The sequence below is a fragment of the Klebsiella sp. YJ genome, from assembly GCF_002108615.1.
Lineage (GTDB): Bacteria > Pseudomonadota > Gammaproteobacteria > Enterobacterales > Enterobacteriaceae > Klebsiella > Klebsiella planticola.
Genome location: NZ_MTEG01000007.1, coordinates 118,391 through 141,074, shown reverse-complemented (window position 1 = coordinate 141,074; position 22,684 = coordinate 118,391). Strand labels below are relative to the sequence as shown.

The window sequence follows — 22,684 nt, the reverse complement described above, 5'->3', positions numbered from 1 at the left end:
TCGGGGAAGGCGGCCTCGCCAGGCGAGTGCTGGCAGGCGGCTGGCCGACGAAAAGTCTTAACGTTTAATAATCTGCGAAACATCGTCGCGGTTGATCTGCATTTTATTGCCCTGCTGATCTTCGTAACTGATGAGGCCGGTATCATCATCAACGGCTGGCTTACCATCGGTCAGGATCATGCGTCCGTCTTTTGTCGCCATCACGTAATCGCTGCTGCAACCGGAAACCGAGAACGCCAGTCCCACGGCGGAAATCAATACTGCCCATTTTTTCATCGTCATTACCTCTTGAATGGTCGCACCTCACACCAGTGTATTAATAGCCTGATTTGTGAGACATAAAAAGCAGTAAAGTCTTAAAAAAGTTTGCAGCCCAGGTTTGGGCTGCATTTTTGTGGCTTACAGCGGATTTTTTTTATTACGCAGCAGGTTAAGGCTTTCGACGGCAATCGAGAAGAACATCGCGAAGTAGATGTAGCCTTTCGGAATATGGATCTCGAAGCTTTCCAGCATCAGGGTGAAGCCGACAAGAATCAGAAACGACAGGGCCAGCATTTTCACCGACGGATGACGGTCAACAAAGTCGCCAATCGGTCGGGCGGCGAACATCATTACGCCGACGGCAATCACCACCGCAGCCATCATGATGAACAGATGATCCGACAGCCCAACGGCGGTAATGACCGAGTCGAGGCTGAAAATGATATCCAGTATCATGATCTGCACGATGGCGCCCATAAATGAATGGACGTTGGTTTTCAGCCCTTCCTCTTCGCCCTCGATCGACTCGTGGATCTCTTTACTCGCCTTCCAGATCAGGAACAGACCGCCGAGCAGTAAGATCAAATCGCGAAACGAGATTGCCTGGTCGAAAACGGTAAACAGCGGATTGGTCAGCTTCACGACCCAGGCGATAGAGGCCAGCAGCCCCAGACGCATCAGCATCGCGCCCATCAACCCAATACGTCTTGCGTGAGCACGCTGGGCGGTGGGCAGTTTGGCAACAACCAGAGAGAGAAAAATAATATTATCGATCCCCAGCACGATCTCCAGCAGCGTCAGTGTACCGAGCGCCAGCCAGGCGTTGGGATCGGTTATCCATGCAAATAACATTGTTCAAAGTCCTGCAAAAAAGAAAGTCGCAATTATATGCAACCTGGCAGGCAGAACAAAAAATTAATCGTGGCCGAGGAGAAAATGACGGGCCAGCAGGGCGGCGGTGAAATTTTTCTTCAGGTAGAAGCCGCGCGGCAGCGTGAGAATCGGCTCACCGCGGGCGCCAATCGCCTCGGTTAACGCTTTGCTGTTGGCGGCTTTCGGGCGCAACTGCAGTACCTCGCCATGACGGGCGGTGATGCGCTCCACCTGGCCGAGCACAATCAGATCCATCAGCTCCTCCCAGTCCATTCGCAGCTGGCGATCCTCTTCTTCACTGGGGCTCCACAGCAGCGGAGCGCCGACGCGGCGTTCCGCCAGCGGAATGGCGCGATCCCCTTCCACCGGCACCCACAGAACGCGTTTGAGCTTATGGCGCACGTGACTGCTCTCCCAGGTCACGCCGCTGTTACCAGTGAGCGGGGCAACGCAAACGAAGGTGGTTTCCAGCGGACGGCCCTGGCTATCGACAGGAATGGTCTTCAGCTCGACGCCCAGCGCGGCGAAATCCTGCTCGGGTTTACTCCCGGCGCTGGCGCCCAGCCAAATCTCCAGCAGAATACCGATCCAGCCTTTATCGCGCTTTAAATCGCGTGGAATGGGAATCCCTGCCAGCGCCGCCAGTTCGCCCAGCGAGTAGCCTGCCAGCCCCTGCGCCTGGGCCAGGAGCTGCTGCTGGGTTTGCGGTGGGGACGTTAACGGCGCGATGGCAGGCATACGGCAAAACCTCTGGTTAAAAAATGAACGGTAATTCAGTGCGTTGTGGATAGAGTTTACCTTTTCCTGGGTAACTATGACAATTTGATGATTCGTATGGTTTTTTTTTCATTTTTTTGTCGTTGTGAAAAGAGTGGTAGCGGGTTTTCCAGAACTGGTCACTGGCAATGAACAGGATCTTACACCATGTTATCCACAGAAAAGTGGGATAACTGGGGAAAAGCGGCACTACTGTTTCCATTTACAGCCTTGACGTGCGACGAAAATCGAATTTTTAGACAAAATGTGCCCAGTGGACTCGGATAATCTGTGGATAAAATCGACATTGTTCGATCTTTCATCAGTTCCAGGATCGCATATGTGATGATCATCACGTTTAACTGTAATTACTGAAAGATATATGTGATAACATCATGAATATAATGCCATTATTAAATTATGCTATTCGTAAGCACTTCGGACTACTCTGGGTTTTCCCTGGGTAATTCCATACTTCTTCACAACTCTATCCACAGAAAAAGTGAATAAAATGGGCTCTCGATCGCTTTCGTTGTTTATAACTCTGCTGATTACTGTGAGTTATTCAAATGTTATTCGATCGCACAGTGACAACAGAGTGGTTTACCGTTTACAGCGAGTGTGAAACAATCATTCACATTGAAGATTATTTTGAGGTAGTCCGGTGATTGATGACGATGGCTACCGCCCAAATGTCGGTATTGTAATCTGTAATCGCCAGGGCCAGGTTATGTGGGCCAGGCGCTATGGTCAGCACTCGTGGCAGTTCCCGCAAGGGGGCATTAATCCAGGGGAATCAGCCGAGCAGGCAATGTATCGGGAATTGTTCGAAGAGGTTGGGTTAAGTCGTAAAGATGTGCGAATCCTGGCCTCAACCCGTAACTGGCTGCGTTACAAGTTGCCTAAACGTTTGGTGCGTTGGGACACAAAGCCGGTTTGTATCGGCCAGAAACAGAAGTGGTTTCTCCTGCAGTTGATCGGCAGCGATGCGGAAATCAATATGCAAACCAGTAGTACACCTGAGTTTGATGGTTGGCGCTGGGTAAGTTACTGGTACCCGGTTCGTCAGGTGGTGTCGTTTAAGCGCGACGTGTACCGCCGGGTGATGAAAGAGTTTGCCAGCGTGACCATGTCGCTGGCGGAAAGTGCACCTAAACCGCAAAGCGCGCCTGCTTATCGACGTAAAAGAGGTTAAGCCACGCATATTATGCTCACTCGGTTACGAGAAATCGTCGAGAAGGTCGCGAGTGCGCCGCGTTTAAACGAGGCGCTGGATATCCTGGTCACCGATATCTGCAAAGCGATGGAAACGGAAGTTTGTTCGGTTTACCTGGCCGATCACGACCGACGATGTTATTACCTTATGGCCACTCGCGGGCTGAAAAAACCTCGCGGGCGTACCGTTGCGCTCGCGTTTGACGAAGGCCTCGTTGGCCTGGTCGGGCGCCTTGCGGAGCCTATCAACCTTGCCGATGCGCAAAAACACCCCAGCTTTAAATATATTCCTGCCGTCAAAGAGGATCGCTTCCGCGCTTTTCTTGGCGTCCCGATTATCCAGCGGCGTCAGCTGCTGGGTGTGCTGGTGGTGCAGCAGCGTGAGCTGCGTCAGTTTGATGAAAGCGAAGAGTCGTTTCTCGTCACCCTGGCGACGCAAATGGCCGCCATTCTTTCCCAGTCTCAACTGACCGCGCTGTTTGGCCAGTATCGACAGACGCGTATTCGCGCGCTGCCCGCCTCCTCCGGGGTGGCCATTGCCGAAGGCTGGATGGACATCAGTCTGCCGCTCATGGAACAGGTGTATGAGGCATCGACGCTTGATACCGCTTCCGAACGCGAACGATTGACCGGTGCGCTGGAAGAGGCGGCGAACGAGTTTCGTCGCTACAGCAAGCGTTATGCCGCCGGGGCGCAAAAAGAGACTTCGGCGATCTTCGATCTCTATTCACACCTCCTGTCCGACGCGCGTCTGCGTCGCGAGCTGTTTGCGGAAGTCGACAAAGGCGCGGTGGCAGAATGGGCGGTGAAGAAGATCATCGAGAAGTTCGCCGAACAGTTTGCCGCGCTGAGCGACGGGTATCTGAAAGAGCGGGCCGGCGATTTGCGTACGCTGGGTCAGCGCCTGCTTTTCCATCTCGATGATACGATTCAGGGGCCTAATACCTGGCCGGCGCGTATTGTGCTGGTGGCCGACGAGCTGTCAGCGACGACGCTGGCGGAAGTTCCGCAGGACCGGCTGGCGGGCGTCGTCGTCCGCGATGGCGCAGCCAACTCCCACGCCGCCATTATGGTGCGGGCGCTGGGGATCCCGACGGTTATGGGGGCTGATATCCAGCCTTCGCTGCTCCACGGCCACATGCTGGTGGTGGATGGCTACCGCGGCGAACTGCTGGTCGACCCGGAACCGGCGCTGCTGCAAGAATATCAGCGTCTGGTCAGCGAAGAGAACGAACTCAGCCGGCTGGCGGAAGACGATCTGGAACACACTTCCGAGCTGAAAAGCGGCGAGCGGGTGAAGGTCATGCTGAACGCTGGCCTGAGCCTGGAACATGAAGAAAAGCTTGGCAACTTTATCGACGGCATCGGCCTGTACCGGACCGAAATCCCGTTTATGCTGCAAAGCGGTTTCCCGTCGGAAGAGGAGCAGGTCGCCCAGTATCAGGGCATGCTGCAGATGTTTAATGAAAAGCCCGTGACCCTGCGTACGCTGGATATCGGCGCCGATAAACAGCTGCCGTATATGCCGATTAGCGAAGAGAACCCGTGCCTCGGCTGGCGCGGCATCCGCATTACTCTCGATCAGCCGGAAATATTTCTCATCCAGGTGCGCGCCATGCTGCGTGCCAATGCCGCCACCGGCAACCTGAGTATTTTGCTGCCGATGGTGACCAGTCTTGATGAGGTGGATGAGGCGCGCCGTCTGATCGATCGCGCCAGCCGTGAAGTCGAAGAGATGATTGGCTACGCTATTCCTCGCCCGCGTCTTGGCGTGATGCTGGAAGTGCCTTCGATGGTCTTTATGCTGCCGAATCTTGCCAGCCGCGTGGATTTTATCTCGGTAGGGACCAATGACCTGACTCAGTATATCCTCGCCGTCGATCGCAACAACACCCGGGTTGCCAGCATGTATGACAGCCTGCATCCTGCGGTGCTGCGGGCGCTGGCGATGATTGCGCATGATGCCGAACGCTTCGGTATTGACCTGCGGCTGTGCGGTGAAATGGCGGGCGATCCGATGTGCGTGACGATCCTGATTGGTCTTGGCTATCGCCACCTGTCCATGAACGGTCGTTCGGTGGCGAGGGTCAAATACCTGCTGCGACGTATCGATATTGCCGAAGCTCAGGAACTGTCGCGTCGGAGCCTTGAAGCGCAGATGGCCACCGAGGTTCGCCATCAGGTGGCGGCCTTCATGGAACGACGCGGTCTGGGTGGCTTGATCCGCGGCGGCCGTTAGCCGTTAGAGAGCGGTAGGCCGGGTAAGCGTAGCGCCCCCGGCAAAATAACGGCTCAGTCAGGTAACCCGGACAGGTGATCGGCACCGCCTCCGGGAAAACTCCCGTGTGCCGTTAGCATCCGTATACATATCTTTTACAACAACGGCACGGCCAGCGAATTAACCTTATGCTATTATTCGCCCCCTTGGAGCACCCGTATAGGTCGGGCGTGTATGATCACCGCTGTCCACTTTCGGCGGAATAACAAGTCTTTATGGTGACAGATGAATAGTGGCTACCTGCATTTTCCGGATTTTGATCCGGTCATATTTTCCCTTGGGCCGGTCTCCCTCCACTGGTACGGGATGATGTATCTGGTCGGCTTTGTTTTTGCGATGTGGCTAGCCACCCGTCGGGCCAACCGTCCGGGCAGCGGCTGGACCAAAAACGAAGTCGAAAACCTGCTGTATGCCGGGTTCCTTGGCGTTTTCCTCGGTGGCCGTATCGGCTATGTCCTGTTCTATAATCTGCCGGTTTTCCTGCAGGACCCGCTGTATCTGTTCCGCGTCTGGGATGGCGGCATGTCGTTCCACGGCGGCCTGATTGGTGTCATCCTCGTGATGATCATTTTTGCCAGACGCACTAAACGCACTTTCTTCCAGGTCGCCGATTTTATCGCGCCGCTGATCCCCTTTGGCCTCGGGGCGGGGCGTCTGGGCAACTTTATCAACGGTGAACTGTGGGGCCGCGTCGATCCGAGCTTCCATTATTCGATGATTTTCCCCGGCTCGCGCGCGGAAGATCTGGCGCTGCTGCCGTCTCATCCGGAATGGCAATCGCTGTTTGATACCTACGGCGCGCTGCCGCGTCACGCTTCGCAGCTGTACGAGCTGGCGCTGGAAGGGGTCGTCCTGTTCCTGATTCTGAACCTGTTTATCCGTAAACCGCGTCCGACCGGGTCGGTATCCGGTCTGTTCCTGATTGGCTACGGCCTGTTCCGCATTATCGTGGAGTTCTTCCGCCAGCCAGACCAGCAGTTCACCGGTGAATGGGTACAGTACATCAGCATGGGGCAGATTCTTTCGATCCCAATGGTGCTTGCGGGTATCATTATGATGGTCTGGGCGTACCGTCGTCGTCCGCAGCAACAAACTTCTTGAGGAACCATGAAACAGTATCTTGATTTGATGCAGAAAGTGCTCGCCGAGGGCACGCAAAAAAATGACCGCACCGGTACCGGCACTCTGTCCATCTTCGGCCATCAGATGCGTTTTAACCTGCAGGAAGGCTTCCCGCTGGTGACGACCAAGCGCTGTCATTTACGCTCCATCATCCATGAACTGCTGTGGTTCCTCCAGGGTGACACCAACATCGCGTATCTGCATGAAAACAACGTCACTATCTGGGACGAGTGGGCGGATGAAAATGGCGATCTGGGGCCGGTTTACGGCAAACAGTGGCGTTCCTGGCCTGCGCCGGACGGCCGCCATATCGACCAGATCAGCACGGTGATGGAACAGCTGAAAAACGATCCGGATTCACGTCGCATCATCGTTTCTGCGTGGAACGTCGGCGAGCTGGATAAAATGGCGCTGGCGCCGTGCCACGCGTTTTTCCAGTTCTACGTCGCGGACGGCAAACTCTCTTGCCAGCTGTATCAGCGTTCCTGCGATGTGTTCCTCGGCCTGCCGTTTAACATCGCCAGCTATGCGCTGCTGGTGCACATGGTCGCCCAGCAGTGCGATCTGCAAGTCGGTGATTTTGTCTGGACCGGTGGGGATACTCACCTCTACAGCAACCACCTTGAACAGACGGATCTGCAGCTGAGCCGCGAACCTCGTCCATTGCCGAAGCTGATCATCAAACGGAAACCAGCGTCGATTTTCGACTACCGTTTTGAAGACTTCGACATCGAAGGCTATGACCCGCATCCGGGGATTAAAGCGCCGGTGGCGATTTAATTCGCCCGGCACAGGATGTCGTAAAGAGATAAAAACCGGTGCCTGAGGCGCCGGTTTTTTTTGCCTGCGCAAACTCGCTTCCTGATTTTCTGTAATCGTCTGCAAACCTGATGCCTGGCTTCGGCACGCCTCGCGAAAGGCTATTTTGCCCGTCGTCTCCGCGCCGTTTTTTCCCCATACTCGCGCCATGAACAGACAACGTGGCTACACCCTGATTGAAACCCTGATAACGCTGACGCTGGTGCTTATTCTCAGCGCAGGAGGGCTGTACGGCTGGCAGAGCTGGCAGCAACAACAGCGCTTATGGCAAACCGCCAGCCAGGTGCGCGACTACCTGGTGCTGCTACGCGACGACGCGAACTGGCATAACCGCAACCGGCTGGTGAGCGTGGGGCAAAGCGGCGGCGTCTGGTGTCTGAGCGCCGAAGATACGCTGGCGGAGTGTGCGGCTGTAACGCCGTTTACGCTGCAGCCGCGTTGGCCGGAAGTGGCGCTCAGCCACATCACGCCGGGATTAGGTTTTTACGGGTTGCGTAACAGCGCCTGGGCCGGACATATCCGGCTGCAAAGCGCGGGGGGGAGCTGGAATATTATCGTATCTGGCTGGGGGCGAATTCGCCTGTGCCGCAACGAGGAGAACGCATCGTGCCTCTGATTCCCCGAGGTTTTTCGCTGGCCGAGACGCTTATCTCAATGGCCATCAGCGCGATTTTACTGATGGGCGCATCGCGTTTTCTGCCTGCTCTGCAACGGCAGACACTGCGGCAGACGCAGCAGCAGTCTCTGGATAACGAACTCTGGCAGCGCGTGTATACGGTAGCAAAACATCTGCAGCGTGCGGGCTATTGCGCCGGGGAGTGCGTGGGACAACCGTTGCTTATCGCCAGCGATGGTCGCTGTGCGATCGTCCGCTGGGATAGTAATAGCAACGGCGCGTGGGATGCCACGCCGGAAGCAATGTCTGATGCGACAGGATTTCGTTTGAACAACGGGGCGCTGGAAACGCGGCGCGGTGTGACCAGCTGCAGTGACGGGGGATGGGAAAAAATGACGAATCCCGGAGCACTCAACGTGACCCATTTTCAGGTTACCCGCCAGGATATCGCCGGATTTGCTCCGGAGCTTACCGTCATGCTGGCGGCGCATGCGGTTGCGGATCCCCATATTTCGGCTCAGGCGGAATATCGCGTGACCGGGTATAACTTATGAACCGCCAGCGGGGAGCCTCCTCGTTGCTGATGGTGCTTTTGCTGCTGGCGCTTGGCAGTATGTTATTGCAAGGGCTGAACCAGCAGCAGCGCTCCCTGCTGGCGCAAACCGCGGGTGAAACTCAGGCGATCCGCGAAACGGCCGGTGCGCACTCCGCGCTGCAGTGGGGAAAAACTCTGGCGTGGACGGTACACGATGCCAACGCCTGCCGTGATTCTGCTGCCGGGGGCTGGCGCGCCTGCCTGCGCATTTTTGACGATGCATCCGCCCTGTTAATCGCCAGCGGCGGTCGCATTTTGCTGTGGCAATCTGGTCGGGTTGAAGAGGGCGTGGTGCGCTTTTCTCCCCACGGCTGGAGCGACTTTTGTCCACTAACGGAGGCGAATCTGTGTCGGATGCCGTGAACCATGAGCAAGGGTTTAGCCTGCCGGAAACGCTGCTGGCGATGACGTTACTGGTTATGGTGGTGACCGCCCTTGGCGGCTACCAGCGTGGGCTGGCCAATGGTTTTATCCAGTTAAATCAATATCGCCAGCTGTGGCGCGACGCGTGGCGCTATGGTCAGATGAACCCTCCGGAGATCCCACCCGGCGGGTCCGTTACCCGCTTGCAGACATCGGCGGCCAGATGTGTCAGCATCACGGTAACGATCACCATGCCCGTGGATAAACGGGTGCAGATGACCCGGCTGCATTGCCCGGTCAGTCAGTAGTCAGGAGCGAATATGTTAAGGGTGTACCACTCAAACCGTCTGGATGTTCTTGAAGCGTTGATGGAATTTATCGTCGAGCGCCAGCGGCTGGATGACCCTTTCATGCCGGAAATGGTGCTGGTGCAAAGTACCGGGATGGCGCAGTGGCTACAGATGACGCTGGCAAAACGGTTTGGCATTGCCGCCAATATCGACTTCCCGCTGCCGGCGAGCTTTATCTGGGACATGTTTGTCCGCGTACTGTCGGATATACCCGGGGAAAGCGCCTTCAGTAAGCAGAGCATGAGCTGGAAACTGATGACCCTCCTGCCGCAACATCTTGACGATGAGGCTTTTACGCTGTTACGCCACTATCTCAGCGACGATAGCGACAAGCGCAAACTGTTTCAGCTGGCAGCCCGGGTCGCCGACCTCTATGACCAGTATCTGGTCTATCGCCCGGAATGGCTGATGCGCTGGGAGGCCAATGAGCGCGTCGATGGCCTCGGCGACGCCCAGCAGTGGCAGGCGCCGTTATGGAAGGCGCTGGTCGACCATACCGCTGCGCTGGGGCAGCCGCTCTGGCATCGTGCCAATCTGTACCAGCGCTTTATCAGCACGCTGGAAGCGGCGGATGAACCTCCGGCCGGGCTACCTTCGCGGGTTTTTATTTGTGGAATTTCGGCGCTGCCGCCGGTTTACCTGCAGGCGCTTCAGGCGCTGGGCAAGCACGTCGATGTGTATGTGTTGTTCACCAACCCCTGTCGTTACTACTGGGGCGATATTAAAGACCCGGCCTTTCTGGCGAAACTGCTGTCACGCCAGCGCCGTCATCATCGTGAACCGCGCGAACTCCCGCTGTTTCGCGATACCGGGCAGGCGCCAGCATTGTTTAACGATGCAGGGGAACAGGACGTCGGTAATCCGCTGCTCGCTTCCTGGGGGAAGCTGGGTCGCGACTACATCTATCTGCTGGCCGGGCTGGATCGTTATGAAGAGCTGGATGCCTTTGTCGATATTACGCCGGATAATCTGCTGCACAATTTGCAGGCGGATATCCTCGAACTGCGCAATACCGCAGTGGCCGGAAGAAGCGCCGAAGAGTTTGCCCACAGTCACGGCAAACGCCCGCTGGCACTCGACGATCGTAGCCTGACCCTCCACGTCTGCCATAGTCCGCAGCGTGAGGTCGAGGTGCTGCATGACCGGCTGCTGGCGATGCTGGAGGCGAATCCTGAACTGACGCCGCGCGATATTATCGTGATGGTGGCGGATATCGACAGCTACAGCCCTTACATTCAGGCGGTATTCGGCAGCGCCAGCGGCGAACGCTGGCTACCGTGGGCGATTTCCGACCGGCGCGCCACAGAATCGCATCCGGCTCTGCAGGCATTTATTACGCTGCTTGCTCTGCCCGACAGCCGCTTTGCCAGCGAAGATGTCCTGGCTCTGCTGGATGTTCCGGTGCTCGCCGCGCGCTTTAACATTGACGAAGAGGGGCTGCGCTATCTGCGTCAGTGGGTTAATGAATCCGGCGTGCGCTGGGGAATGGATGACGATAATGTGCGCGAACTGGATCTGCCTGCCACCGGGCAACACACCTGGCGCTTTGGCCTGACGCGGATGCTGCTGGGCTATGCGATGGACAGCAGCCAGGGCGAATGGCAGTCGGTCCTGCCCTATGATGAATCCAGCGGGCTGATCGCTGAACTGGTGGGTAATCTGGCTTCGTTGCTGATGCAGCTCAACCTCTGGCGCCGGAAGCTGGCGCAGGAACGTCCGCTGGCGGAATGGCTGCCGCTTTGTCGCGAACTGCTCAATGACTTTTTCCTGCCCGACGGCGACACCGAAGCGGCGCTGGCGCTGATTGAACAGCAATGGCAGACGGTGATTGGCGAAGGTGCCCAGGCACAATATGAGCAGTCCGTTCCTCTGTCTTTATTGCGCGATGAGCTGGCGCAGCGGCTGGACCAGCAGCGTATCAGCCAGCGCTTCCTCGCCGGGCCGATCAACATCTGTACTCTGATGCCGATGCGCTCCATACCGTTCAAAGTGGTGTGCCTGCTCGGGATGAACGACGGCGTTTATCCGCGGACGCTGGCGCCGCTGGGCTTCGATTTAATGAGTCAGAAACCGCAGCGCGGCGACCGCAGCCGTCGTGATGATGACCGCTATTTGTTCCTGGAGGCGCTGATGTCCGCCGAACAGACATTGTATATCAGCTACATCGGCCGCTCGATTCAGGACAATAGCGAACGCTATCCTTCGGTGCTGGTGCAAGAACTGGCGGACTATATTGGCCAGAGCCACTGCCTGGCCGGGGATGAGGCGCTGGATTGTGACGCCAGCGAGCGACGCGTCAAAGCACATATCACCCATCTGCATACGCGCATGCCCTTTGATGCGGCCAATTTCCGTGATGATGAATATCAGAGCTACGCCCGGGAGTGGCTGGCGGCTGCCAGCCAGCAGGGAGAGGCGCATGGCGACTTTATCCAGCCGTTGCCGGCGCCGGTTATCGAAACGCTGTCATTTGAACAGCTGCTGCGATTCTGGCAACACCCGGTACGCGCCTTTTTCCAGCAGCGCCTGCGGGTTAACTTCCGTTCTGAAGAGAGTGAAATTCCCGATGACGAGCCGTTCACCCTCGAAGGACTTAGCCGTTATCAGTTGAACCAGCAGTTGCTGAATACGCTGATTGAACAACAGGATGCGTCGACGATGTATCGTCGCTTCCGCGCCGCGGGAGAGCTGCCCTTTGGCGCTTTTGGTGAGCTGGCCTGGGAGACGCAGCGTCAGGAGATGCAGAACCTTGCGGAGCGGGTCATTGCCAGCCGTCAGCCGGGGCAGAGCATGGAAATCGATCTGCAATGTCACGGAGTCAACATTACGGGGTGGCTACAGCAGGTACAATCTGACGGTCTGCTGCGTTGGCGACCGTCGCTGCTGAGCGTCGCGCAGGGGATGCAACTTTGGCTGGAACACCTTGTCTACTGTGCTAGCGGCGGAACCGGTGAAAGCCGACTGCTGGTGCGCAAAGAGGGCGAGTGGCGTTTCCCGCCGCTGGCGCAGGAACAGGCCAAAGCGTACCTTGATCAGCTGGTAGAAGGCTACCTGCAAGGCATGTCCAGACCGCTGCTGTTACTGCCGGAAAGCGGCGGTGCATGGCTAAAAGTCTGTTATGACGCTGAAAAGGATGTCATGTTAACGGATGAAGAGACGCAACAAAAAGCGCGTAGCAAATTTCTTCAGGTCTATGAAGGTAATATGGTGGTCAGTGGCGAAGGGACGGATGTGTGGTATCAACGCCTCTGGCGCACGCTTGAACCGGCTTATTATGAAGAAATTATCACGCAAACACAGCGCTACCTGTTGCCGATATTTCGTTTCCATCAGTCCGAATAAATTTGTAATAGTATAAAAATTGCGCAGAATAAGGTGTTCAATTATCATGCGCAACCAATCACGGACTGATGTGCATAACGCTGACGCAGTCAGCGCAAAGTTTGTTAATGATGAGGTTCGTGAATGCCCCGCAGTGTATGGTTCAAGGTTATTTTAGTACTGGCTGCCCTTTGGGCGCCGTTAAGTCAGGCAGATACCGGATGGCAACCGATTCAGGAAACCATTCGTAAAAGCGAAAAAGATCCCCGACAGTATCAGGCCATTCGCCTGGATAATGGCATGGTGGTCCTGCTGGTTTCCGATCCGCAGGCGGTGAAATCCCTGTCTGCGCTGGTGGTGCCCGTGGGGTCGCTGCAGGATCCCGTCGATCATCAGGGGCTGGCGCATTTTCTGGAGCACATGACGCTGATGGGCTCGCAAAATTATCCGCAGCCGGACAGCCTCGCCGAATTTCTGAAAATGCACGGCGGCAGCCATAATGCCAGTACCGCGCCTTATCGCACCGCCTTCTATCTTGAAGTCGAAAACGATGCCCTTGACGGCGCGGTCGATCGTCTGGCTGATGCCATTGCCGCTCCGCTGCTGGATAAGAAATATGCCGATCGCGAGCGCAATGCGGTCAACGCCGAGCTGACCATGGCGCGCACCCGTGACGGGATGCGCATGGCCCAGGTGAGTGCCGAAACCATTAACCCGGCGCACCCGGCTTCGCATTTTTCCGGCGGTAACCTTGAGACGCTTAGCGACAAGCCCGGTAAACCGGTGCTCGACGCCCTGCATACTTTCCGCGACAGCTGGTACTCGGCGAACCTGATGAAGGCGGTCATTTACAGCAACAAACCGCTGCCAGAACTGGCGAGCATCGCGGCGAAAACCTATGGCCGGGTGCCAAACCACAATATCAACAAACCGGAAATCACCGTCCCGGTCGTGACCGATGCGCAAAAGGGCATCATCATTCACTACGTCCCGGCAATGCCGCGCAAAGTGCTGCGCGTTGAATTCCGTATTGATAACAACAGCGAGCAATTCCGCAGCAAAACCGACGAGCTGGTGACCTACATGATCGGCAACCGCAGCCCGGGAACCTTATCTGACTGGCTGCAGCAGCAAGGCCTGGTCGAGGGGATTCGCGCGGACTCCGATCCGGCGGTCAACGGCAACAGCGGCGTGCTGGCGATTTCGGCGACCCTGACCGACAAAGGTCTGGCGCACCGTGATGAAGTGGCGGCGGCGATCTTCAGTTACCTCAACCTATTGCGTAGCCAGGGCATCGACAAACGCTATTTCGATGAGCTGTCCCATGTTCTGGCGCTTGATTTCCGCTATCCGTCGATCAGCCGCGATATGGATTACGTGGAATGGCTGGCGGACACCATGATTCGCGTACCGGTGGAGCATGCGCTGGACGTGGTCAACATCGCCGATCGCTACGATCCGCAGGCGATTAAAGACCGGCTGGCCATGATGACGCCGCAAAATGCACGCGTCTGGTATATCAGCCCGCAAGAGCCGCATAACAAAACCGCTTACTTTGTGAATGCGCCGTATCAAGTCGACAAGATCAGCGCGCAGACCTTTAGCGACTGGCAGCAGAAGGCGAGCGCTATCGACCTGAAGCTGCCGGTGTTGAACCCTTATATTCCTGACGATTTTACGCTGATTAAAAGCGATAAAGCCTACCCGCATCCGCAGCTGATCGTTGATGAGCCGACGCTGCGGGTGGTCTATGCGCCCAGTCAGTTCTTCGCCAGCGAGCCAAAGGCTGACGTTTCTCTGGTGCTGCGTAATCCGCAGGCCATGGACAGCGCTCGTAGCCAGGTCATGTTCGCGCTGAATGACTATCTGGCAGGCATCGCTCTCGATCAGCTCAGCAACCAGGCAGCGGTGGGCGGCATCTCCTTCTCAACCGGCGCCAATAACGGATTAATGGTCAATGCCAACGGCTACACCCAGCGGCTGCCGCAGCTGTTTACCGCGTTGCTGGACGGCTATTTCAGCTATACGCCGACCGAAGAGCAGCTGGAGCAGGCCAAATCCTGGTATGCGCAGATGATGGACTCGGCGGACAAAGGTAAAGCCTACGACCAGGCGATCATGCCGGTTCAGATGTTGTCCCAGGTGCCCTATTTCCAGCGCGAGGAGCGCCGGGCGCTGCTGCCGTCAATTAGCCTGCAAGAGGTACTGGCCTATCGCGACAACCTGAAAGCGAAAGGGCGCCCGGAGCTGCTGGTGATCGGCAACCTCACCGCTGAACAGTCCACCGCCATGGCGCGTCAGATCCAGCAGCAGCTGGGATCTGATGGCAATGAGTGGTGTCGCAACAAAGACGTCCTGATCAACAGTCAGCAACTGGCGATTTTTGAAAAAACCGGTAACAGCACCGATTCAGCGCTGGCCGCCGTCTTCGCCCCGCCGAACGTGGATGAATACAGCAGCTCCGCCGCCAGCTCCCTGCTCGGGCAGATTATTCAGCCGTGGTTCTATAACCAGCTGCGCACCGAAGAGCAGCTTGGCTACGCGGTCTTTGCTTTCCCGATGAACGTCGGGCGCCAGTGGGGGATGGGCTTCCTGCTGCAAAGCAGCGATAAACAGCCTGCTTTCCTCTGGCAGCGCTTCCAGGCGTTCTTCCCGACCGCGGAAGCTAAACTGCGGGCGATGAGCCCGGCAGAGTTTGCGCAAATCCAGCAGGCGGTGATAAGCCAGATGACTCAGGCGCCGCAAACCCTGGGCGGCGAAGCCTCGCAGCTGAGCAAAGATTTCGATCGCGGTAATATGCGCTTCGATTCACGTGATAAAGTAGTGGCTCAGATAAAACTGCTGACGCCGCAAAAACTTGCCGACTTCTTCCATCAGACGGTGGTGGTTCCGCAAGGCATGGCGATATTGTCCCAGATTTCCGGCAGCCAGAATGGCAAGACCGATTACGTCCATCCTGAAGGTGGCAAAGTCTGGGAAAACGTCAGCGCATTGCAGAAATCCTTACCCCTGATGCGAGAGAACGAATGACCGAAACCGCCGAGTCTCTGGATCCCCTGCGCTTGCCCTTGACGGGTGAGCGCCTGATAGAAGCCTCTGCGGGCACCGGAAAAACCTTTACCATCGCCGCACTGTACCTGCGGCTACTGCTGGGACTTGGCGGGGAATCCGCCTTTCCTCGTGCGGTCAGCGTGGAAGAGCTGCTGGTGGTGACCTTCACCGAAGCAGCCACCGAAGAACTGCGCGGCCGTATTCGCAGCAATATCCACGAGCTGCGCATTGCCTGCCTGCGCGACAGCGCGACCGATCCCCTCTATAGCGCTTTGCTGGCTGAAATTGCGGATAAGAACCAGGCGGCGAATACGCTGCTGCTGGCGGAACGACAGATGGACGAAGCGGCGGTATTTACCATTCACGGCTTTTGTCAGCGGATGCTGAGTCTCAATGCCTTTGAGTCCGGCATGCTCTTTGAGCAGCAGCTGATCGAAGATGAATCCCGGCTGCGTTACCAGGCCTGCGCAGACTTCTGGCGTCGACATTGCTATCCGCTGCCGCGGGAGATCGCCGCCGTCATTCATGAGGCGTGGAAAGGTCCGCGCGATCTGTTGAAATCCCTCGATCGCTGGTTGCAGGGCGAAGCTCCGCAGCTCAAATCCCCGCCGGCAGCGGAAGAGACGCTGGCCGAACGCCATCAGCACATTATTGCGCGCATTAACGCCATGAAAACACAGTGGCGGGAACAGGTTGCTGAGATTGAGGGGGTACTGGAGAACTCCGGTCTCGACCGCCGTAAGTTCAATCGCGGCAACCAGGGAAAGTGGATAGAGAAAATCAACGCCTGGGCGCAGGAAGAGACGCTCGGTTATCAGCTTCCTGACGCGCTGGAGAAATTCTCGCAGGCCTTCTTACATGAACGAACTAAAGCCGGCGGTGAGCCGCCGGTGCATCCGCTGTTCAGTGTGGTTGAAGAGCTGCTCTCTTCTCCGCTGACGCTGACGGATCTGGTTATCGCCAGGGCGATGGTGGAGATCCGCGAAGCGGTCGCCCGGGAAAAGCGTCGGCGCGGCGAGCTCGGTTTTGATGACATGCTCAGTCGGCTGGATGATGCGCTGCGCGGCGAGAGCGGAGAAGCGCTGGCCAGCGCCATTCGTCAGCGTTTCCCGGTGGCGATGATTGATGAATTTCAGGACACCGACCCGCAGCAGTACCGAATTTTTCGCCGTATCTGGCGGCAGCAGCCGGAGACGGCGCTGCTGCTTATCGGCGACCCCAAGCAGGCCATCTATGCCTTCCGCGGCGCGGATATTTTCACCTATATGAAAGCGCGTGGCGATGTGGCGGCTCATTATACGCTGGATACCAACTGGCGCTCTGCTCCCGGGGTGGTTGAAAGCGTTAACCGCCTGTTCAGCCTGAGCGATAACCCCTTTATGTTCCGGGAGATCCCTTTCTTGCCGGTCAAACCGGCCGGGAAAAACCACGGGCTGCGCTTTACCGTGGATAACAACGCGGTTCCGGCAATGAACATCTGGCTGATGCCGGGCGAGGCCGTGGGATCCGGTGACTATCAGACGTATATGGCGCAGCTGTGCGCGGCGCAAATTCGCGACTGGCTAAGCGCCGGTCAACAGGGGCGCGCGTTGCTCTGGCGTAATGACAAAGCAGCCCGGCCGGTTCAGGCCTCCGATATCACGGTTCTGGTACGTAACCGTCAGGAAGCCTCGTTGATCCGGGATGCCTTACGGGCGCTGGCGATCCCGTCGGTGTATCTCTCTAATCGCGATAGCGTTTTCGACACGCCGGAAGCGCAGGAGATTTTATGGCTACTGCAGGCGGTACTGGCTCCCGAACGAGAAAATACGCTACGCAGTGCGCTGGCAACATCGATATTCGGCTTGAATGCGCTGGATATTGAACGCCTCAACCAGGATGAACGAGCGTGGGACGCGCTGGTTGAAGAGTTCAGCATCTACCGGCAAATCTGGCGCCAGCGCGGGGTGATGCCGATGCTGCGTGCGCTGATGAGCGCGCGGCAGATTGCGGAAAATCTGCTGGTGACGGTCGGCGGTGAACGCCGTTTAACCGACATCCTGCATATCAGCGAACTGCTGCAGGAGGCAGCCAGCCAGCTGGAAAGCGAACATGCGCTGGTGCGCTGGCTGACGCAGCATATCGCCGAACCGGACAGCAATGCGTCCAGTCAGCAGATGCGCCTGGAAAGCGATAAGCACCTCGTGCAAATCGTCACCGTCCACAAATCGAAGGGGCTGGAATACCCGCTGGTCTGGCTGCCGTTTATTGCTCGTTTCCGCAAACAGGATCAGGCGTTTTATCACGATCGCGACTCGTTTGCCGCGGTGCTCGATCTTGGTCAGGATGAGGGCAGTCTGGAGCTGGCGGAAGCGGAGCGCCTGGCGGAAGATTTGCGCCTGCTGTACGTCGCGCTGACCCGCGCGGTCTGGCACTGTAGCCTCGGCGTGGCCCCGTTGAGTACCCGACGCAGCGATAAACCCGGCGCCAGCGATTTTCATCACAGCGCGCTCGGGCGTCTGCTACAGGGCGGCGAAGCCATGGATGCCGCTGGGCTGGCCGCGCGTTTGCAAGCCTTCTGCGGCGAGGATATCGCGCTGCAAATGCCTACCGCTCCGGATGCAACGCCCTGGCAGGCGCCGCAGGAAACGCTGCCGCCGCTGTCCGCCAGGAGCCTTGTGCGTCAGGTTAGCGATGACTGGCGGGTGACCAGCTATTCCGGATTACAGCAGCATGGTCAGAGCGCGGCTCAGGATCTGTTGCCGCGCCTTGACGTTGATGCCGCCGGCGTCGGTGACGTCGCCGCGGAGCCGCAGCTTACGCCACATCAGTTTCCGCGCGGCGCATCGCCGGGGACATTCCTGCATAGCCTGTTTGAAGATCTCGATTTTACCCAACCGGTCCCGGCTGACTGGATGGCGGAAAAGCTGCAGTCCGGCGGCTTCGGCGAGCAGTGGACGCCGGTGCTGACGCAGTGGCTGGATGATGTGCTACGTACTCCGTTGCCGGGTGCCGGGATTGCGCTGAACCAACTTTCCACGAATGATAAGCAGGTCGAAATGGCCTTCTATTTGCCTATCGAACGCCCGCTGGAACCGCTGCGTCTGGATGCGCTGATTCGCCGCTACGATCCGCTCTCCGTGGATTGCCCGCCCCTCGACTTCCGCCAGGTTCGCGGGATGTTAAAAGGCTTTATTGACCTCGTTTTCCGCCATAACGGCCGATATTACCTGCTGGATTATAAATCGAACTGGCTGGGAGCGGACCGCGAGGCCTATACCCGACAGGCGATGGAACAGGCGATGCGGGCGCACCGCTACGATCTGCAGTACCAGCTCTATAGTCTGGCGCTGCACCGCTACCTGCGTCACCGCATTGCGGACTACGACTACGAACGCCATTTTGGCGGCGTGATTTATCTCTTTTTACGCGGCATGGACGGGCAGAGCGGCGAGCAGGGCATTTTCACTACCCGTCCCGTGCAGCCGCTGATTGACGGTCTCGATGCGCTGTTTGCCGGAGACGTCCTGGAGGTTCTGTCATGACGATGGATGAACTGCTGCTGGAAGCGGCCAGTCAGCGCCTGCTGCGCCCGTTAGATGTCCAGTTTGCCCTGATGGTGGCGCAAGAGGCGCATCCGGCGGTGAAGCTGGCGGCGGCGGTGCTCAGCCGTGATGCTGGCGAGGGGCACGTTTGTCTGCCGATATCGCGTCTGCGGACGGACGAGTTTCTGAGCGGTAAAACCAATGAACTGCGTGAACAGCTGCTGGCCCAGGCGGGCGTACCCGATGACTGGTCTGCGCTTTTGCTTGCTTCGGAAGCCGTCAGCGACGGCGAACGTCCGACGCCGATCGTCCTGTGCGGCGACCGACTCTATCTCAACCGGATGTGGCGTAATGAACTGACCGTTGCCCGCTTCTTCAACGAAGCTAACCAGGTTGTGGACGTTGATGAGGCCCTGCTGGCGCAAACGCTGGACGCTCTTTTCCCCGCCAGCGATGAGATCGACTGGCAAAAGGTTGCCGCCGCAGTGGCGTTGACCCGTCGTATTTCGGTGATTTCCGGCGGTCCCGGCACCGGGAAAACCACCACCGTCGCCAGGCTGCTGGCGGCGTTGATTCAGACAACCCGGCAACCGCGCTGCCGCATCCGACTGGCGGCGCCGACCGGGAAAGCGGCGGCGCGATTGACGGAATCGTTGGGCGAGGCGCTGCGTCGCCTGCCGCTAACCGATGAGCAGAAGGCGCTGTTACCTACCGAAGCCAGCACGCTGCATCGTCTGCTGGGCGCTCAGCCCGGTAGCCAACGGATGCGCTACCACGCCGGCAATCCGCTGCACCTCGATGTGCTGGTGGTGGATGAAGCTTCAATGATTGACCTGCCGATGATGGCGCGGCTGATTGATGCCCTGCCGGAACACGGGCGGGTTATTTTCCTCGGCGACCGCGATCAGCTGGCGTCGGTGGAGGCCGGAGCGGTACTCGGGGATATTTGTGCCTGGGTCAATGCCGGCTATACCGCCGGACGAGCGGCGCAGCTGGAGAGGTTGACCGGCCACCCGGTACCGGCGGGCGAAAGTGATGTTGCCGGCGCGCTGCGCGACAGCCTGTGCCTGCTGCAAAAAAGCTATCGTTTTGGCAGTCATTCCGGCATTGGTAGCCTGGCTCGCGCCGTGAACAACGGCGATCGCCACGGCGTCAGAGCGACGTTGCGCCAGGCCTTCGAGGATATTGTGCTGCATCCGCTGAGTACGACTGAAGAATATGAAGCCATGCTAGAGCAGTCGCAGGCGGGGTACGGTCGCTATTTGCAGCTACTGCGCGAGCGGGCCGAGCCGGAGGCCCTGATCGCCGCCTTTGGTGAATTTCAGTTACTGTGCGCCCTGCGCGACGGCCCATACGGCGTCAGCGGGGTGAATGAACAGCTGGAGCAGATGCTTAACCGTCGGCGGGCGATAACGCTGCCGAGGCATTCACGCTGGTATGAAGGGCGTCCGGTGATGATTTCGCGCAACGACAGCGCGCTGGGGCTGTTTAACGGCGATATCGGTATTGCACTGGAGCGAGGAGAGGGGCTGCGCGTCTGGTTCCCGATGCCGGATGGCAGCATTAAATCGGTGCAGCCAAGTCGTTTGCCGGAGCACGACACCGCCTGGGCGATGACGGTGCATAAATCGCAGGGGTCAGAGTTTGACCATGCGGCGTTGATTCTGCCCGCCAAAATCGTACCGCTGGTCACCCGCGAGCTGGTCTATACCGCGATCACGCGGGCAAAACAGCGGCTATCGATTTATGCCGATGAACAGGTGCTAACCCAGTCCATCGTCGCCCGTACCGAGCGGCGCAGCGGGCTGGCGGACATCTTCGCCAGCGGCGCGTAATCTCAACCTTCCTCTGCCCGCCGGGGATTGCCGACTCAAGCGTCAGCGTTTTCCCCGGCTGGCGCTGTGCTTAGCCGGGCTACATGTGGGATGTGCTGACTCAGGGGGGCAGAGGAGGGGCGCCCGGATAAGGCGTTTACGCCGTTATCCGGGGCGGTGACATCAGCCGAGGTCGGCCATCATCACTTTGGAACGACGCTGGTAGTTGTACATCTCTTTCTTACTTTCCGGCAGCAGATCGATATCGACCGGCGTAAAGCCGCGCTCCTGGAACCAGTGAATACTGCGGGTGGTCAGGACAAACAATTTGCTCAATCCCATCTGCTTCGCCTGGGTGGCGATGCGGTTCAGCAGCACTTCACCGCGCGATGAGCTGCGATAGTCCGGATGCACCGCGACGCAGGCCATTTCGCCGATTTTCTCTTCCGGGAACGGATAGAGCGCGGCGCAGGCAATCGTGGTGTTATCGCGCTGAATAATCGTGAATTTATCGATTTCCATCTCCAGCTGTTCGCGGGAGCGGCGCACCAGAATGCCCTGTTGCTCCAGTGGGCTAATCAGCTCAAGAATACCGCCGATATCGTTAATGGTGGCGCGGCGAATCTGCTCGGCGCTTTCCATGACGATCTGGGTGCCGATACCGTCGCGAGAGAACAGCTCCTGCAGCAGCGCCCCGTCTTCCTGATAGCTGATCAGGTGGCAACGACGCACGCCGCTGCGGCAGGCCTTGACGGCACCGCGCAGAAAACGCACCGTGCCGGAGTTGTAATCCTCTTCCGCCTCCAGCTCTTCCACGCGCGCCTGAGCTTCGTTAGGGAACAGTTCGGAAACAATCACCCCATCCTGGTTGTAAACCCCTTGCGAAGAGCAGAAGCCGATCATCTTTTCCGCCTTCAGCTTCACGGCCAGCTGGGTGGCAATCTCTTCCGAGGTCAGATTGAAGCTTTCGCCGGTGACGGAAACGGCAACCGGACCCATCAGCACGATAGCGCCGTTATCCAGCTGGCGATGGATCGCCTCTTCATCGATACGGCGGATGCGTCCGCTATGGCAATAATCCACGCCGTCGTCGACGCCCAGCGGCTGAGCGATAATAAAGTTGCCGCTCACCACGTTGATATGGGCGCCCTGCAGCGGGGTGTTATTCAGGCTCATTGACAGACGCGCGGTAATTTCCAGCTGCAGCATGCCCGCAGCCTGTTTCACCAGCTCGAGGGTTTTGGCGTCGGTGACGCGGGTCTGTTTATGGTAAACCGGTTCGTGGTGATGCTCTGCCAGATTGGCATCAATCTGCGGGCGCGCGCCATAGACCACCACCAGGCGGATGCCCAGGCTATGTAAAAGGCCAATGTCATTGACAATACTGGAGAAATTCTCATGCTCAATTGCTTCGCCGCCGAGCATGATGACAAACGTTTTTCCCCGATGAGCGTTAATATAGGGGACAGAATGGCGGAATCCTTCTACCAGTTCGGTGCGACGCTCCTTCACCATGACTCAACCCTCAATGCATGATTATTCGTAATTAGTGTATTTTTATTCTGTTTCGTGGTTAAACGCAAGTCTAAATTTGCGACGAAACTGATAAAAATCTGTGATCAAATGCGCGCTGCCTAAGATTGTTTACCCTTTTATTGATGACAGGTTATGCAGCTTTCGTTAAAGTTTCCGGTCAATCTGTCTGTTTTGAGTACCAATACGTTTT

General features: G+C 57.6%; 16 protein-coding genes and 1 pseudogene. 12 read left to right on the top strand and 5 right to left on the bottom strand.

The features are described from left to right. Window positions 1-57: 57 nt before the first annotated feature. The 4 genes and pseudogenes from BV390_RS09520 to BV390_RS09505 all read right to left on the bottom strand — a co-directional run. Window positions 58-276, bottom strand: coding sequence for a YgdI/YgdR family lipoprotein (locus BV390_RS09520; RefSeq protein WP_004867116.1), 219 nt, complete (start codon window positions 274-276; stop codon window positions 58-60). Between the two features lie 123 nt (window positions 277-399). After that, on the bottom strand, window positions 400-1,113 hold the full coding sequence (locus BV390_RS09515) for a TerC family protein (RefSeq protein ID WP_032690888.1): 714 nt from the start codon (window positions 1,111-1,113) through the stop codon (window positions 400-402). Between the two features lie 63 nt (window positions 1,114-1,176). Next, window positions 1,177-1,872 carry a DNA mismatch repair endonuclease MutH gene (gene mutH / locus BV390_RS09510; RefSeq protein ID WP_032698877.1) on the bottom strand — a complete coding sequence of 232 codons (696 nt, stop codon included), beginning with the start codon at window positions 1,870-1,872 and terminating at the stop codon, window positions 1,177-1,179. A gap of 88 nt (window positions 1,873-1,960) precedes the next feature. Beyond that, window positions 1,961-2,101, bottom strand: a pseudogene (locus BV390_RS09505) (hypothetical protein); the annotation flags it as partial. A 453-nt stretch (window positions 2,102-2,554) separates the two neighbouring features. On the opposite strand from BV390_RS09505, the gene rppH reads away from it, so the two are divergent. The 12 genes from rppH to recD all read left to right on the top strand — a co-directional run bounded on the left by rppH (window position 2,555) and on the right by recD (window position 20,979). Further along, window positions 2,555-3,085, top strand: coding sequence for an RNA pyrophosphohydrolase (gene rppH / locus BV390_RS09500; RefSeq protein ID WP_004867097.1), 531 nt, complete (start codon window positions 2,555-2,557; stop codon window positions 3,083-3,085). 12 nt (window positions 3,086-3,097) lie between these two features. Beyond that, the gene (gene ptsP, locus BV390_RS09495) at window positions 3,098-5,344 is read left to right on the top strand and encodes a phosphoenolpyruvate--protein phosphotransferase (RefSeq protein ID WP_004867094.1); all 2,247 of its coding nucleotides are present in this window, start codon (window positions 3,098-3,100) and stop codon (window positions 5,342-5,344) included. A 264-nt stretch (window positions 5,345-5,608) separates the two neighbouring features. Further along, the gene (gene lgt, locus BV390_RS09490; RefSeq protein WP_032696727.1) at window positions 5,609-6,484 is read left to right on the top strand and encodes a prolipoprotein diacylglyceryl transferase; all 876 of its coding nucleotides are present in this window, start codon (window positions 5,609-5,611) and stop codon (window positions 6,482-6,484) included. A 6-nt stretch (window positions 6,485-6,490) separates the two neighbouring features. Further along, complete coding sequence (gene thyA, locus BV390_RS09485) at window positions 6,491-7,285, top strand: thymidylate synthase (RefSeq protein ID WP_032690892.1); 795 nt, start codon at window positions 6,491-6,493, stop codon at window positions 7,283-7,285. A gap of 187 nt (window positions 7,286-7,472) precedes the next feature. Continuing rightward, window positions 7,473-7,940 (top strand): prepilin peptidase-dependent protein, encoded by a 468-nt coding sequence (locus BV390_RS09480; RefSeq protein ID WP_032696730.1) that lies wholly within the window; start codon window positions 7,473-7,475, stop codon window positions 7,938-7,940. Next, on the top strand, window positions 7,937-8,494 hold the full coding sequence (locus BV390_RS09475; protein WP_228304925.1) for a prepilin peptidase-dependent protein: 558 nt from the start codon (window positions 7,937-7,939) through the stop codon (window positions 8,492-8,494). The genes BV390_RS09480 and BV390_RS09475 overlap by 4 nt, the downstream gene beginning before the upstream one ends. Continuing rightward, complete coding sequence (locus BV390_RS09470) at window positions 8,491-8,898, top strand: DUF2509 family protein (RefSeq protein WP_032690897.1); 408 nt, start codon at window positions 8,491-8,493, stop codon at window positions 8,896-8,898. Before BV390_RS09475 ends, BV390_RS09470 begins: the two co-directional genes overlap by 4 nt. A gap of 41 nt (window positions 8,899-8,939) precedes the next feature. Next, entirely contained in the window at window positions 8,940-9,206 is a 267-nt protein-coding gene (locus BV390_RS09465) for a prepilin-type N-terminal cleavage/methylation domain-containing protein (RefSeq protein ID WP_249807876.1), read from the top strand. A gap of 12 nt (window positions 9,207-9,218) precedes the next feature. Continuing rightward, window positions 9,219-12,590, top strand: coding sequence for an exodeoxyribonuclease V subunit gamma (recC, locus tag BV390_RS09460; RefSeq protein WP_064384418.1), 3,372 nt, complete (start codon window positions 9,219-9,221; stop codon window positions 12,588-12,590). 123 nt (window positions 12,591-12,713) lie between these two features. After that, a complete protein-coding gene (gene ptrA, locus BV390_RS09455; RefSeq protein ID WP_032696733.1) occupies window positions 12,714-15,599 on the top strand; it encodes a pitrilysin in 2,886 nt (961 codons plus the stop codon). After that, window positions 15,596-19,144: an exodeoxyribonuclease V subunit beta gene (recB, locus tag BV390_RS09450; protein WP_085396858.1), complete on the top strand. Its 3,549-nt coding sequence runs from the start codon at window positions 15,596-15,598 to the stop codon at window positions 19,142-19,144. Before ptrA ends, recB begins: the two co-directional genes overlap by 4 nt. Next, the gene (recD, locus tag BV390_RS09445) at window positions 19,141-20,979 is read left to right on the top strand and encodes an exodeoxyribonuclease V subunit alpha (protein ID WP_032690902.1); all 1,839 of its coding nucleotides are present in this window, start codon (window positions 19,141-19,143) and stop codon (window positions 20,977-20,979) included. Before recB ends, recD begins: the two co-directional genes overlap by 4 nt. A 162-nt stretch (window positions 20,980-21,141) precedes the next feature. On the opposite strand, the gene argA is transcribed toward recD, so the two are convergent. Next, entirely contained in the window at window positions 21,142-22,473 is a 1,332-nt protein-coding gene (argA, locus tag BV390_RS09440; RefSeq protein WP_004867060.1) for an amino-acid N-acetyltransferase, read from the bottom strand. Between the last annotated feature and the right edge of the window lie 211 nt (window positions 22,474-22,684).

What these genes read in the sequence shown, in the direction of transcription:
- argA (WP_004867060.1), bottom strand. Translation starts at nt 22,473, where the DNA reads ATGGTGAAGGAGCGTCGCACCGAACTGGTAGAAGGATTCCGCCATTCT.
- lgt (WP_032696727.1), top strand. Translation starts at nt 5,609, where the DNA reads ATGAATAGTGGCTACCTGCATTTTCCGGATTTTGATCCGGTCATATTT.
- ptsP (WP_004867094.1), top strand. Translation starts at nt 3,098, where the DNA reads ATGCTCACTCGGTTACGAGAAATCGTCGAGAAGGTCGCGAGTGCGCCG.
- mutH (WP_032698877.1), bottom strand. Translation starts at nt 1,872, where the DNA reads ATGCCTGCCATCGCGCCGTTAACGTCCCCACCGCAAACCCAGCAGCAG.
- BV390_RS09465 (WP_249807876.1), top strand. Translation starts at nt 8,940, where the DNA reads ATGACGTTACTGGTTATGGTGGTGACCGCCCTTGGCGGCTACCAGCGT.
- BV390_RS09520 (WP_004867116.1), bottom strand. Translation starts at nt 276, where the DNA reads ATGAAAAAATGGGCAGTATTGATTTCCGCCGTGGGACTGGCGTTCTCG.
- thyA (WP_032690892.1), top strand. Translation starts at nt 6,491, where the DNA reads ATGAAACAGTATCTTGATTTGATGCAGAAAGTGCTCGCCGAGGGCACG.
- BV390_RS09470 (WP_032690897.1), top strand. Translation starts at nt 8,491, where the DNA reads ATGAACCGCCAGCGGGGAGCCTCCTCGTTGCTGATGGTGCTTTTGCTG.
- recB (WP_085396858.1), top strand. Translation starts at nt 15,596, where the DNA reads ATGACCGAAACCGCCGAGTCTCTGGATCCCCTGCGCTTGCCCTTGACG.
- recD (WP_032690902.1), top strand. Translation starts at nt 19,141, where the DNA reads ATGACGATGGATGAACTGCTGCTGGAAGCGGCCAGTCAGCGCCTGCTG.
- ptrA (WP_032696733.1), top strand. Translation starts at nt 12,714, where the DNA reads ATGCCCCGCAGTGTATGGTTCAAGGTTATTTTAGTACTGGCTGCCCTT.
- BV390_RS09480 (WP_032696730.1), top strand. Translation starts at nt 7,473, where the DNA reads ATGAACAGACAACGTGGCTACACCCTGATTGAAACCCTGATAACGCTG.
- recC (WP_064384418.1), top strand. Translation starts at nt 9,219, where the DNA reads ATGTTAAGGGTGTACCACTCAAACCGTCTGGATGTTCTTGAAGCGTTG.
- BV390_RS09515 (WP_032690888.1), bottom strand. Translation starts at nt 1,113, where the DNA reads ATGTTATTTGCATGGATAACCGATCCCAACGCCTGGCTGGCGCTCGGT.